The organism is Inquilinus limosus DSM 16000, assembly GCF_000423185.1.
GTDB classification, from domain to species: Bacteria; Pseudomonadota; Alphaproteobacteria; order DSM-16000; family Inquilinaceae; genus Inquilinus; species Inquilinus limosus.
In genome coordinates this window covers 59,725-72,764 of sequence record NZ_KE383989.1, presented here as the reverse complement: position 1 = coordinate 72,764, position 13,040 = coordinate 59,725, and the positions used below count along the sequence as shown (strand labels likewise).

The window sequence follows — 13,040 nt, the reverse complement described above, 5'->3', positions numbered from 1 at the left end:
CCCGGGCATGACAAAAGGGGGATGGGCGAGGAGATCCCATGAACCTCTATCTCCGCCTCATCCGGGTCGTGGTCGCGGCGCTGTTCGGCCGCCGGATCGGGCTGCTCGACGAGAGCGTGCTGCGGTTCCGGGTCTGGCCGAACGACCTCGACCTGAACCTGCACATGAACAATGGCCGCTACCTCACGGTCATGGACCTCGGCCGGTTCGACCTGATGCTGCGCGCCGGGCTGGCCGGCACGATCCGCCGCCGGCGCTGGATGCCGGTGCTCGGTGCGGCGACCATCCGATACCGCCGCTCGCTCGCCGCCTTCGCCGGCTACCGGCTGCGCAGCCGGCTGCTCGGCTGGGACGAGAAGTGGCTGTATCTCGAGCAGGGCTTCGAGGATGCGCGCGGCGCCGTCGCCGCCCATGCGGTGGTCAAGGCCGCCTTTCTCCATCGCGGCGGCGCGGTGCCGACGGCGGAGATCGCGGCCGCGCTCGGCTGGCAGGGGCCGTCGCCCGCGCTGCCGGCCTATGTCCTGGCGCTGCGCGACGGCGAGGAGGCGATGCGCGAGGGCCTGCGGGACGCGCCACGCGCCGCCTGATCTTCGCCTTGTTCCCGCCGCGAGGCCGGGCCAGTCTGGCGTCGGACCTCGACGGGGGAGGGGCGGATGAGAATCCTGGCAGGCCTGGTCGTCGCCGCGTCGATCGCGGCCCTGGTCCCGCGGCCCGCGCCGGCCGCCGGGCCCGACCCCGAGTTGCTGGCGGAGGCGATCACCACCGTCTACGTGCCGCTCGGCCTCACCCGCGCCGTGGTCGCCAACTGCGACCGGACCGACGCCCCCGGCGCCGAGGCCCATGCGGCGGCGCTGCAGGCTTGGCGCCGGGCGAACGATGCCGACCGGCTGGAGCGGCTGCTGGAACGGACCCTGAGGGACGGTTTCGCGGATGCCCGGTCGGAGCTGGACGCCGCCCTCCAGTCCCAGGCCGACTCGATGGTCGGGAAGACACCGCTGGTCTGCGGCGCCCTGCCGGCGCTGTTCGGCGGCAAGACCTTTGCCCTCGCCGCCAATGCCGCGACGGCCCGCGCCGTGCTGGAGGCTTTCGTGGGGCCCGCGCCGAAGCCGAAGACGCTGTATTCGGTGGGCCAGCTCTCGGCCCTGGCGGCCGAGGCCCGGCGGCAGGCGCCCGGCGACGAGGACGAGAAGACCGACTGGGCATCGGGTGTCCTGGGCCGGCTGGGTCTGATCGCCGTCTCCGGCCGGGCCATCGACGACGACCGGCTGCAGCAATGGACCGTCGACCAGCAGTCGCTGTGGACCGCGTCCTGCGACTTCGACGACGAGGTGGAGGAGAGGCTCTTCGCCCGGGAGGAGGGCCGGGACGTCGTGGTCGCCGGGCGGATCGGCCGGGTTTACGACTTCAAGGTCGTCACCCTGGAAGGCTGCCGCCTTCTCGACGGGCCGGAGGGGATGGCCAGGGCCGACATCCCGGAGGAGCCGGGGCTGACGGCCAAGCCGAGGACGCTGTTCTCGATCGCCCAGCTTTCGGCCGTGGCGAAGGAGCTGTTCCGGCGTGCCCCCGGCCGGGACGACGACGACAAGGCCGAGGCCGTCACCGCGGCGATGCAGAAGCTGGGTCCGCTGGCGCTTGGCGGCCGGTCGGACGGCGACGACCGGCTGCGGCAATGGCTGCCGGAGCAGCGCTCGATCTGGTCCGCGAGCTGCGATTTCGCCGACGACGCCGAGGAGAAGCGGTTCCAGCGGGCGAAGGACAAGGACGTCACCGTCATCGGCCGGATCAGCCGGGTCTATGACTTCGAGGTGATCAGCCTGTCCGACTGCCGGCTGCTGGACGATCCCTCGCACCTCGCCCGCTCCGACCTGCCGGAGGCCGGCGGGCTGGAGTACCGGCCGCCGGGGGCGGCGGAGGTGAATGCCGGGCCGGACAAGGGCGTCCCGGCCGACCGGATCGAGGCGATGCTGTTCCGCGAGCAGTTCCAGATGGGCATCAACCCGGGCGGCGGCACCTTTACCGACCGCAACGAGGAGACCTTTCTGCTGCTGAAGGACGGCACCGCCTATCGCTATGAGTTCGAATACCCGCCGACCGATCTCGACGCCGACCAGGTCCGCCGCCGGGCGCCGCAGGACTGGTCGCGCTGGGAACGGCGCGGCGAGAAATATGTGATGACCGCGGCGGCGGGGGCGGAGGCCGACTGGTCCGGCTTCACCGTGCTGAGGCCATTCCCGCCCGATATCCGGCTGGACCGCAGTTACTACTACCTGAACGTGTCGCAGGGCGGCGTCACCACGCGCATCGATCTGCGGTTCCGGGCCGACGGCACCTTCGAGCGGCACCAGGGCGGCAGCTTCTTCATGCAGAGCCCGGTGGGAACGGGGCCGGACGGCGGATCGGTCGGCGTCACCAGTGGCGGGATGGGCGCCGTGATGACTGAGAACGGCTTCTCCGTGGGCGGGGCGCTGAAGTCGCGGGACACGGCCGGTCGCTATCGCCTGGACGGCTACACCCTGCAGCTGATGGCGGATGACGGTACGGTCAACCGGCTGCGCATCGGCGTCCCGGGCGACGACGTCGCGGCGCCGGACACGCTCAACATCGGCGGCAGCAGCTACTGGGACGCGGCGAAGGAGAAGTAGGACGCACCGCTAGGACGCGTGCTCCTTCTTCCACTTCTGCACCTTGCGCAGGATCATGTTCCGGCGCAGCGCCGAGATGTGGTCGACGAACAGCACGCCGTTGAGATGGTCGATCTCGTGCTGCAGGCAGGTGGCCAGCAGCCCGGTCGCGTGCTTCTCCTGCTGGGTTCCGGTCTCGTCCAGGTATCGGACCTTGACCTCGGCCGGGCGCACCACCTCGGCCCATTGATCGGGCAGCGACAGGCAGCCCTCCTCGGCCGTCTGCATCTCCTCCGACGCCCAGGTGATCTCCGGGTTGATCAGGCGCAGCGGCGCCCGCGGCTCGTCCTTGCCGGCGACGTCGATGACGATGATCCGCTCCAGCACGCCGATCTGCGGCGCGGCGAGGCCGATGCCCGGCGCGGCATACATCGTCTCCAGCATGTCGTCGGTCAGCTTGCGGACGCGGTCGTCCACCGCGGCGACCGGCTTCGCCTTGGTCTTGAGACGGGAATCGGGGGCGATCAGGATCGGAAGCTTGGCCATCGTGCGGTCCAGATAGGCACAGGTCCGACGAGGGTCAAGCGTCGCCGTCGGTGGGGCTGCCGTGTCGAAGCTGCTGTGTTAGGGTGCGCCCGCAACAGAAGGACGACCACCGTGACCGCCATAGCCAAACCCGAGACATCGCTGCTCTCCGACATGGCGCCGGAAGAGCAGGAGCGGCTGCGGTCGATCGCCGAGGACGTCCGCAGCGGTGCCAATTGGGTGGTGCGCAAGCGCAAGCTGCTCGACACGCTGCTGGCGATCGAGGCTGCGATCGGCGGCATCCCGAACGAGGCGCTGATCGGTGAGGACAGCGACTTCGCGGCGCTGCGCGACGAGATCCGCAAGATGGAGGAGGCCGCGCAGGCCGCCGCCGTCGCCGCCGGCGAGGCGCCGGAGGCGCCGCTGGACGAGGAGGAGCTGGCCGCCGCCGCGAACGAGATCGCCTTCCTGACCGGGCTGCCGACCTATGTCGGCGCGGTGCTGGAGATCCTGGACGAGGGGCAGATCACCACCGTCGAGCAGGCGGCCTTCTACCACCTCTCGGCCCATCCGGAGCACCAGCGCGCCGCCGACGCCTGGTTCGACGAGGACATCCGCAACGACAAGGCGTTCCGCAAGTTCCTGCGGGCGAACCGCGACTATTCGGACCTGCTCGACCGGTTCGAGGAGATGCTCGACGTGGTCGAGGAGGGATCGGAGGACGGGGATTTCGACGAGTCCGAAGTCACCCGGCACTGACACGAGCGGCGCACGTCACGATACGTCATACGATGAAGCCCGGAAACGCGATCTTCTCCGGCCTCGGCACCACCGTGTTCGAGGTCATGTCCCGGCTGGCGCGGCAGCATGGTGCGGTCAACCTCGGCCAGGGCTTCCCGGACGGGAAGGGGCCCGAGGACGTGCTGCGGGTCGCGGCCTCCGCCGTCACCGACGGCTGGAACCAGTATCCGCCGATGCTGGGCCTGCCGGAGCTGCGCCAGGCCGTGGCCGCGCATGAAAAGCGCTTCTACGGGCTCGAGGTCGATCCCGACAGCGAGGTCGTGGTCACCTCCGGCGCCACCGAGGCGCTGGCGGCGGCGCTGTTCGCGCTGATCGAGCCGGGCGACGAGGTGGTGCTGTTCGAGCCGCTCTACGACGCCTACCTCCCGCTGGTCCGGCGCGCCGGCGGCGTGCCGAAATTCGTGCATCTGACGCCGCCGGGCTGGTCCTTCGACCGGGCGGCCCTGGCCCGCGCCTTCTCGCCCAAGACCAAGGCGGTGCTGTTCAACAACCCGCTGAACCCGGCCGCCAAGGTGTTCGGCGCGGCCGAGCTCGACCTCCTCGCCGAATTCGTCGAGGGCTCCGGCGCCTATGTCATCTGCGACGAGGTCTACGAGCATCTGGTCTTCGACGGCCGGAAGCACCAGCCGCTGATCGCCCGGCCCGGCATGCGCGAGCGCTGCCTGAAGATCGGCTCGGCCGGCAAGACCTTCTCGCTGACCGGCTGGAAGGTCGGCTATGTCACCGCCGCCCCGGCCCTGGCGACGCTGCTCGGCAAGGCGCACCAGTTCCTGACCTTCACCACCCCGCCGAACCTGCAGGCGGCCGTGGCCTACGGCCTCGGCAAGGGCGACGACTACTACGACGGCCTCGTCGCCGAGATGCAGGGCAAGCGCGACCGCTTCGCCGCTGGCCTCGCGCGGCTGGGGCTCACGGCGCTGCCCTGCGACGGCACCTATTTCGTCAATCTCGACATCGGCTCGACCGGCTTCGACGGCGACGACCAGGCCTTCTGCCGGCACCTGATCGAGGCGGTCGGCGTCGCCGCCATCCCGGTCTCGGCATTCTACGCCGAGGCCCCGCTCTCGACCGTCGTCCGCTTCTGCTTCGCCAAGCAGGATTCGGTGCTGGACGAGGCGCTGGAGCGGCTGGCCGGACAGTTCGGCTGAGCGGACCGAGACGGGCCTGGACAGCCGCGTTCGGGAATGCCTTCCTCCCGGGAGCGATCCTGCGAAGGGAGGCCGTCCTGTTCGTCTCGATCCGCAACCATCTGCGGCACCACACCCGCTTCTATGCCGGCGTGCTGCTGGGCTTGGCATTCTGGTCCGCCCTGGGCGGTCGCGCGGGCGACCCGATGGCCGTCGTCGTGGCGGGCGACGCCTTTTTCGGCCTCTATCTCGCCTGGACCGCGGTGATGACCCGGCATGCGACGCCCGACACCATCCGGCGCCGGGCCGACATCGATGACGAGGGCCTGCCGCTGATCGTGCTGATCACGGTGATCGCGGCCGGCTTCAGCATCGCCTCGATCTTCAGCCTGCTGAATCAGGCGGAAGGGCCGGCGACGCTGCATCTGGTCCTGGCGATCGTCAGCGTGCTGCTGGGCTGGGCCACGCTGCACACCGTCTTTGCCTTCCGCTACGCCCATCTCTACTACGGCAAGGCGGGCCTCGAGCGCGGCAGGCGCCGGGACGCGCGCGGGCTGGAGTTCCCCGGCGACCGGGAGCCCGGGGTGTGGGATTTCCTCTACTATTCCTTCGTCGTCGGGATGACCGCCCAGGTCTCCGACGTTCAGGTCACCGATTCCTACATGCGCCGGCTGACGCTCGGCCACGGCGTCCTGTCCTTCTTCTTCAACACCGTGATCCTGGCCCTGGCGGTCAATGTCGCAGCCGGCCAAGCGCATTGACTTGACAGAACCGGCCACTCATCCGACCTTTATCGCAGGTGCAACAAACGAAAGGAGGTGATCCGATGTCTAGCGCTCCGGTGAACACGATCTCCGCGGCCGCCCTCATCGGGCGTGCGTCGGATCGAGCGGCGTCGGCAACCTCCGGTCTGCCGGCCTGACACCGACCGTTTCGTCGCGGTGATCTTTGAGCGCCGGCACCAAGACCGGCGCCTCACCGAACGTTGAACTCCGACCGCCGCCCTCCGGGCGGCGGTCTTGTTTGCGCCTTCCGCCGGCCTTCGGGCGGCGGTTTTGCGTCGGCCCGATGGTTCCGGAAGCGGGGCGAGCCCCAGCATTGTGCAATGCACCCATGCGATGGGTGTCCGGCATTGACTTTCGACCTCGGCGCCGCCACTTCTACGGTCGAATTCAATCACCATCCCGGCATGGTTTCGCCGCTGCCCGCGACATCGCGATCCGCAGCGCAGGACGGCGCGTTGCGCGTCCGAAGGCAACCCATGTGGGTCCGGAGGGGATCCGCCGGGACCGGCTTCAGCAAGGGAGAATAATACATGCAGAACGACAAGCCTCTCGCCGGCAAGACGATCGCCATCCTGGTGTCGAACGGGTTCGAGGAAATCCAGATGACCGAGCCGCAGCGGGCCCTGCTCGCCGCCGGCGCCACCCTGAAGATCGTCTCGACCGAGCAGGGGCTGGTCAATGGCTGGCACGAGAAGGCGTGGGGCCACTACTTCGCCGTCGACGTGCCGCTGTCGAACGCGCTGGCCGCGGATTTCGACGCGGTGCTGATCCCGGGCGGCGAGCGCGGCGTGGCCAAGCTGGCCGCCAACCCGCACACCAAGCGCATCCTCCGCGGCTTCGCCGATGCCGGCAAGCCGATCGCCGCCCTCGGCGTCGCGCCGCAGCTGCTGGCGCTGTCCGAGCGGGTGCAGGGCCGCACCATCGTCGCCAATGACAGCGTCCGCGAGACGCTGGAGGCCGCCGGCGCCAAGCTGGCCGACGACACCGTCGTGGTCGAGGGCAACCTGATCACCGCCCGCGACGACCTCGACATGGAGGCGTTCAAGGCCTCGATCGTCGAGCACTTCACGACCGTCGCCGCCTCCCTGGCCGCGGCCGCCTGATCCTTCGGGACAGAGAGCATTCGAAGGGCGCCGGTTTCCGGCGCCCTTTTTGTTTTCCGGGTGCTCAGTCGAGAAGGGCCGGCCGGGAGGCAGCAGCCGCGAACTGCGTTACCTCTCCCGCATGGCGGGAGAGGTCGGGCGTCCGCAGGACGACCGGGTGAGGGCCAGCATCGGCCTCGACAAAAATCCCCTCACCCGGAGCCGCTTCGCGTCTCCGACCTCTCCCGCAAGCGGGAGAGGCCACGGGGCGCCTGCGGGTCGGCTACGCCGCCTCGTCTCGCCGCGCCGGCGTGGGCGTGTCCCAGAAGTGGCAGGCGGCCTGGTGGCCGGGGCTGCCGACATCGGTCAGCTGCGGCGCCACCTGGGCGCACAGGTCCTGCGCCTTCGGGCAGCGGGTGCGGAAATAGCAGCCGGTCGGCGGGTTCAGCGGGCTCGGCAGGTCGCCGGTCAGCACGATCCGCTTCTTAGCGCGCTCCGCATCCGGGTCGGGCAGCGGCACCGCCGAGATCAGCGCCTGGGTGTAGGGATGGCGCGGATTCTCGTAGATGTCGTCGCGGTCGGCGATCTCCGCCAGCTTGCCGAGATACAGCACCATGATCCGGTGGCTGATGTGGCGCACCACCGACAGGTCGTGGCTGATGAAGATCAGCGACAGGCCGAACTGGCGCTGCAGCCGCATCAGCAGGTTGACGATCTGGCTCTGGATCGAGACGTCGAGGGCCGAGACCGGCTCGTCGCAGACGATCAGCTTCGGGTTCAGGATCATCGCCCGGGCGATGCCGATGCGCTGCGCCTGGCCGCCGGAGAATTCGTGCGGGTAGCGGTTGATCATCTCCGGCCGCAGCCCGACCAGGCCCATCATCTCCTCGACCTTGGCCCGGCGTTCCTTCCGGCTCAGCTTGCCCTCGAACACGTCGAGCGGCTCGCCGATGATCTCGCCGACCGTCATGCGCGGGTTCAGCGAGGCCAGCGGGTCCTGGAAGATGATCTGCAGGTCCTGCCGCTTCTCCCGCATCGCGCCGCTGTCGAGATTGGCGATGTTCTCGCCCATCCACACCACCTGGCCCGCGGTCGGGGGGATCAGCTGCAGCACGGCGCGGCCGAGGGTGGACTTGCCGCAGCCGGATTCGCCGACGATGCCCAGGGTCTCGCCGGCCTTCAGGTCGAAGCTGATGCCGTCGACCGCCTTCAGCGTGTCGCGGTGGCCGGACCAGAGGTGCCGCTTCGGCATGGTGAAATGCACGCGCAGGTCGCGCACCGACAGGATCGTCTTGCCGTCGGACGAAGGATTGGCCGGCTGATGTGTATCGGTCATGGCGCGGGCCTCAATGACGGGTCCGGGCGGCGCGATCCGCCTCGATGATGGCGCGGTCGGCCTCGGTCAGAGGCAGCTGGATCAGGTGGCAGGCCTTGGCCCGCGGCCCGGCCCCGGCCTCGCCGCCGCATGGCAGCAGCGCCGGCTCCTCGGCCAGGCAGCGGGCATGGGCGTAGCGGCAGCGCGGCTGGAAGTTGCAGCCGGGCGGCAGGTCCTGCAGGTTCGGCGGCTGGCCGCCGATCGAGGGCAGCTCGGCGTGCCGGTCGGAGTTCAGCCGCGGCATGCTCTGCAGCAGCCCTTCGGTGTAGGGGTGCTGCGGGCTGTAGAAGATGTCCCGCACGGACCCGGTCTCGACCACGTTGCCGGCATACATCACCATCACCCGGTCGGCGAGACCGGCGATGACGCCGAGATCGTGGGTGATCAGCACGATCGAGGTGTTGAACTCGCGCTTCAGGTCGCGCATCAGGTCGAGGATCTGGGCCTGGACTGTGACGTCGAGCGCCGTGGTCGGCTCGTCGGCGATCAGCAGGTCCGGCTGGCACAGCAGCGCCATGGCGATCATCACGCGCTGGCGCATGCCGCCGGAGAATTCGTGCGGATACATGCCGATGCGCCGCTTCGCCTCGGGGATGCGGACCAGGTCCAGCATCTCGACCGAGCGCTTCAGCGCCTGGGACTGGGTCATCCCCTTGTGCTGCACCAGCACCTCGGTCATCTGCCGGGCGATGGTCAGGTAGGGGTTCAGCGACGTCATCGGATCCTGGAAGATCATCGACATCTTCGAGCCGCGGAAGCGGTTCAGCTTCGCCGGCGGCAGGCCCAGGATCTCCTGCCCGCGGTACTGGACGCTGCCGGTGGCGCGGCCGTTCGCGGCCAGGAGGCCCATCACCGACATGAACAGCTGGCTCTTGCCCGAGCCGCTCTCGCCGACGACGCCGAGGGTCTCGCCGGCGGCGATGTCGAGCGAGATGCCGTTCACCGCGGCGACGACGCCGTCGCCGGTCTTGAAGCGGGTGACGAGGTTGCGGATCGCCAGGATGGTCTCGGCCTGGGTGGCCGGGGCGGCCGCGGTGCCGGTCATCGGGGTCGGGGTGGTCACGAGGGTTGCGGTCATGGCTTAACGGTCACGCGGGTCGAGGGCGTCGCGCAGCCCGTCCCCGATGAAGTTGAGGCAGAACAGGGTGACGGCCAGGAAGGCGGCCGGGAACACCAGCATCCACCAGGCGATGTTCAGGTTGCGGGCGCCGTCGGCGATCAGCACGCCCCAGCTCGTCATCGGCTCCTGCACCCCGAGGCCGAGGAAGGACAGGAAGCTCTCCAGCAGGATCACCTTCGGCACGGTCAGGGTCATGTAGACGATGACCGGGCCGAGCGTGTTCGGGATCACGTGCTTGCGGATGATCCGCCAGGTCGAGACGCCGCAGGCATGCGCGGCCTCGATGTATTCCTTGCGTTTGATCGACAGGGTCTGGCCGCGGACGATGCGCGCCATGTCGAGCCACTCGACCGCGCCGATGGCGACGAAGATGAGCAGGATGTTCCTGCCGAAGAACACCATCAGCAGGATCACGAAGAACATGAAGGGCAGCGAATAGAGCACGTCGACGACGCGCATCATCAGGTTGTCGACCCGCCCGCCCAGGAAGCCGGCGGTGGCGCCGTAGGTGACGCCGATGATCAGGCTGACCAGGGTGCCGACGATGCCGACCAGCAGCGAGATCTGGCCGCCGTACAGGGTCCGCACCAGCAGGTCGCGGCCGTTGGATTCCGTGCCGAAATAATGCGGCGCGGTGCCGTCGGCCGCGGCTGCGAAGCTCGGCGCGGCCTGGAACGCGGTGTAGTCGACGTCGTCCAGCCCCCAGGGCAGGAAATACGGCCCGGCGACGCAGACGATGGCGATCAGCAACAGGGCAACCAGGCTGGCCACGGCGGCCTTGTTGCCGCGCAGGCGGCGCCAGGCGTCCTGCCAGAGGCTGCGTCCCTTGATCTGGTTGGGCCGGGAGGGAACGGTCCCGATCGTGGCGTCCGTCATGGCCGGATCCTCAATCGTAGCGCACGCGCGGGTCGAGCGCGCCGTACAGCAGGTCGACCAGCAGGTTGAACAGGATGATCAGGGCGGCGAAGAAGATCACCACGCCCATGACCAGGGTGTAATCGCGGTTCAGCGCCGCCTGGACGAAGTAGCGGCCGATCCCGGGAATACCGAAGATCTGCTCGATCACGACCGAGCCGGTGATGATGCCGGCGGTGGCGGGGCCGAGATAGGAGACGACCGGCAGGAGGCCGGCCTTCAGCGTGTGGCGCATGATCGTGATCCGCTCCGGCAGGCCCTTGGCCCGGGCGGTGCGCACGAAATTCGACCGCAGCACCTCGATCATGCTGGCGCGGGTCAGGCGGGCGATATAGGCGGTCGGCGGCAGGGCCAGCGCCACGATCGGCAGGATGAAGGAGGTCCAGCCGGCGGTGATGCCGCCGGCGGGCAGCAGCCGCCACATCACCGCGAAGAGCAGGATCAGCAGCGGTGCCACCACGAAGTTCGGGATGGTGATGCCGACCATCGCCAGGGTCATCGTCCCGTAGTCGCCGATCGAGTTCTGCCGCAGCGCCGCCATCGTTCCGAAGAAGATGCCGCAGACGGTTGCGATCGCGATCGCCGCCAGGCCGATCTGCAGCGAATAGGGGAAGCCTTCGCTGATCAGCTCGTTGACCGAATAGTCCTTGTATTTGAACGAAGGCCCGAAGTCGCCTTGCAGGACATTGGCCATGTAGCGGCCGAACTGCATGTAGAGCGGCTCGTCCAGGTGATAGGCCTTCTCCAGGTTCCGCTTGATCTCGATCGGCAGCGGCCTCTCGCCATCGAACGGGCCGCCCGGCGCCAGCCGGATCATGAAGAAGGCGACCGCGATGATGATGAGAAGGGTCGGTATGGCACCGAGGATTCGGCGGACTGTGTAGCTCAACATATCAGGGATCCTTGCGCCCGTGCGGCAGGCCCGAAGGGTGCGCCCGGGCGCCGAAAAGGCGATGCCCGCCATCCGACCGGCGGATGGCGAGCATCGTCATGGCATCGTGCTCAGCGTTCGACCGTCACCCAACGGCTCGGGTGAAAGTCCTGAACATTGTTCTCCCAGCCCTTCACATGGGCGGAGACCATGTGCTTGCTGGCATAGAAGGCGAAGGGGATGATCGGCGCATCGGCGATCATCAGCTTCTCGGCGTCCTGCAGGATCTGGGCCCGCTTCTGGAGGTCGGCCTCACGCGCGGCCTGGTTCATCAGCTCGTCGAACTTCGGGTTGCAGTAGGCGGACGTGCTCTGCTCGCCGATGTCGCAGCGCTCCAGCTCCAGGAAGTTGTTGGCGTCGTTGTAATCGCCGATCCAGCCGTGGCGCGTGATGTCCTTGAACTGCTTCTTGTCGCGCGTGTCCAGGAACGTCTTCCACTCCATGTTGGTGAGGGTGGCGTTGACGCCCAGCTTCTGCTTCCACATCGCCGAGATCGCCACGGCGACATTCTTATGCAGCTGGCTGGTGTTGTAGATGATCTCGACGTCGAGCGGCTTGTCCGGGCCGTACCCCGCCTTGGCGAGCAGCTCCTTCGCCTTCGCGTCGCGCTCGGCCTGGGTCATCTTGGCGTAGTCGGGTTCCCAGCCGTTGAAGTTGTCGGTCCCCGGCGGGACGAAGGTGTAGGCCGGGATCTCGCCGGCGTTCATGATCTTGCCGGTGATGACGTCCCGATCGATGGCCAGGGCCAGCGCCTGACGCAGCTCCGGGGTGCTCTTCCACGGCTCGTGGGTCAGGTTGTAGGCGTAGAAGTGGGTGCCGAAATACGGAGCCAGCCGGGTTTCGTCCGGATTGGTCTGCTGCAGCTCCTTGATCTGCTGCGGCGGGATCTCGTAGGTCGCGTCCAGCTCGCCGGCCTTGAAGCGCTGCAGCTCGGCGTTCTGATCCTCGGTGGCGTAGAACATCACCGTGTCGACCTTGACGCTCGCCGCGTCATGGAAGTTCGGGTTCTTGACCAGCTTCACATGCGACTGCGGCACCGCCTCTGCCAGCATGAAGGCGCCGTTCGACACCATGTTGCCCGGCTTCACGAAGTCGTCGCCGAACTTCTCGTAGTTGGCCTTGCTGATCGCATAGGTCGAGTGATGGACCAGCATCGCCAGGAAATACGGGGTGGGGGCGGCCAGTTTCACCTCGAAGGTGTGGTCGTCGACCGCCTTGACCCCCAGATCGGTGACCGGCTTCTTGCCGTCGCGGATGTCCTTGGCGTTCACCACCTGGTCCAGGAAATAGGCGTAGTCGCTGGCGGTCTTGGGGTCGACCAGACGCTGCCAGGAGAACACCCAGTCCGCCGCCGTCACCGGCGACCCGTCCGACCACTTGGCGTTCTGGCGCAACTTGAAGGTGTAGGTCAGGCCGTCATCGGAGACGGTCCAGCTCTCGGCGGCGCCGGGGACCGGCTCGCCCTTGGCGTCCGGAGTCATCAGGCCCTCGAAGAGGTCCATCTGGATGTGGGACTCCGGCACGCCGGTCGACTTGTGGACGTCCAGCGTCTCCGGCTCGGCACCGTTGCCGCGGTTGAAGACCACCTCGGCCACGGCCACGCTGGACACGCCGCCGAGCAGCGCGGCCGCCAGCAGGCCGCGAGCCAGGATCTTGGTGAAGCTGTGCATGTGTTCGCCCCTACTGTTTCCGGTTTCCCGGTCACTGGTTTGTTTGCAAAGCGCGGCCGTTCGGACGCGCTCTCGTCCGTCTCCCACC

Annotated in this window: 12 protein-coding genes; 6 read left to right on the top strand and 6 right to left on the bottom strand. The window is 68.4% G+C overall.

Annotated features, from left to right (window positions below; genetic code table 11):
• The first annotated feature begins 38 nt into the window (after positions 1-38).
• Positions 39-587 carry a thioesterase family protein gene (locus tag G537_RS0135375; RefSeq protein ID WP_026874048.1) on the top strand — a complete coding sequence of 183 codons (549 nt, stop codon included), beginning with the start codon at positions 39-41 and terminating at the stop codon, positions 585-587.
• Between the two features lie 66 nt (positions 588-653).
• Positions 654-2,642, top strand: a complete 1,989-nt coding sequence (locus tag G537_RS0135370; protein ID WP_026874047.1) for a hypothetical protein — start codon at positions 654-656, stop codon at positions 2,640-2,642.
• 9 nt (positions 2,643-2,651) lie between these two features.
• Here G537_RS0135370 and def read toward each other — a convergent pair whose 3' ends face one another.
• The gene (gene def / locus G537_RS0135365) at positions 2,652-3,167 is read right to left on the bottom strand and encodes a peptide deformylase (protein WP_026874046.1); all 516 of its coding nucleotides are present in this window, start codon (positions 3,165-3,167) and stop codon (positions 2,652-2,654) included.
• Positions 3,168-3,278: 111 nt separating this feature from the next.
• Here def and G537_RS41720 point away from each other — a divergent pair, with 111 nt between their 5' ends.
• The 4 genes from G537_RS41720 (at position 3,279) to G537_RS0135345 (ending at position 6,962) form a co-directional block, all read left to right on the top strand.
• On the top strand, positions 3,279-3,905 hold the full coding sequence (locus G537_RS41720) for a hypothetical protein (protein ID WP_155888930.1): 627 nt from the start codon (positions 3,279-3,281) through the stop codon (positions 3,903-3,905).
• A 32-nt stretch (positions 3,906-3,937) separates the two neighbouring features.
• Positions 3,938-5,095, top strand: coding sequence for an aminotransferase (locus G537_RS0135355; protein ID WP_026874045.1), 1,158 nt, complete (start codon positions 3,938-3,940; stop codon positions 5,093-5,095).
• A gap of 185 nt (positions 5,096-5,280) precedes the next feature.
• On the top strand, positions 5,281-5,835 hold the full coding sequence (locus tag G537_RS0135350) for a DUF1345 domain-containing protein (RefSeq protein ID WP_155888929.1): 555 nt from the start codon (positions 5,281-5,283) through the stop codon (positions 5,833-5,835).
• Positions 5,836-6,389: 554 nt separating this feature from the next.
• Positions 6,390-6,962, top strand: coding sequence for a DJ-1/PfpI family protein (locus G537_RS0135345; RefSeq protein WP_026874043.1), 573 nt, complete (start codon positions 6,390-6,392; stop codon positions 6,960-6,962).
• A gap of 262 nt (positions 6,963-7,224) precedes the next feature.
• On the opposite strand, the gene G537_RS0135340 is transcribed toward G537_RS0135345, so the two are convergent.
• From G537_RS0135340 to G537_RS0135320, 5 genes are all read right to left on the bottom strand, one after another.
• Positions 7,225-8,277, bottom strand: coding sequence for an ABC transporter ATP-binding protein (locus G537_RS0135340; RefSeq protein ID WP_034854112.1), 1,053 nt, complete (start codon positions 8,275-8,277; stop codon positions 7,225-7,227).
• 10 nt (positions 8,278-8,287) lie between these two features.
• On the bottom strand, positions 8,288-9,394 hold the full coding sequence (locus G537_RS41715) for an ABC transporter ATP-binding protein (protein WP_281171526.1): 1,107 nt from the start codon (positions 9,392-9,394) through the stop codon (positions 8,288-8,290).
• Between the two features lie 3 nt (positions 9,395-9,397).
• On the bottom strand, positions 9,398-10,312 hold the full coding sequence (locus G537_RS0135330; protein ID WP_051249524.1) for an ABC transporter permease subunit: 915 nt from the start codon (positions 10,310-10,312) through the stop codon (positions 9,398-9,400).
• 10 nt (positions 10,313-10,322) lie between these two features.
• Positions 10,323-11,243: an oligopeptide ABC transporter permease OppB gene (oppB, locus tag G537_RS0135325; RefSeq protein ID WP_026874040.1), complete on the bottom strand. Its 921-nt coding sequence runs from the start codon at positions 11,241-11,243 to the stop codon at positions 10,323-10,325.
• 110 nt (positions 11,244-11,353) lie between these two features.
• Positions 11,354-12,952, bottom strand: coding sequence for a peptide ABC transporter substrate-binding protein (locus G537_RS0135320; protein WP_064742269.1), 1,599 nt, complete (start codon positions 12,950-12,952; stop codon positions 11,354-11,356).
• Positions 12,953-13,040: the final 88 nt, after the last annotated feature.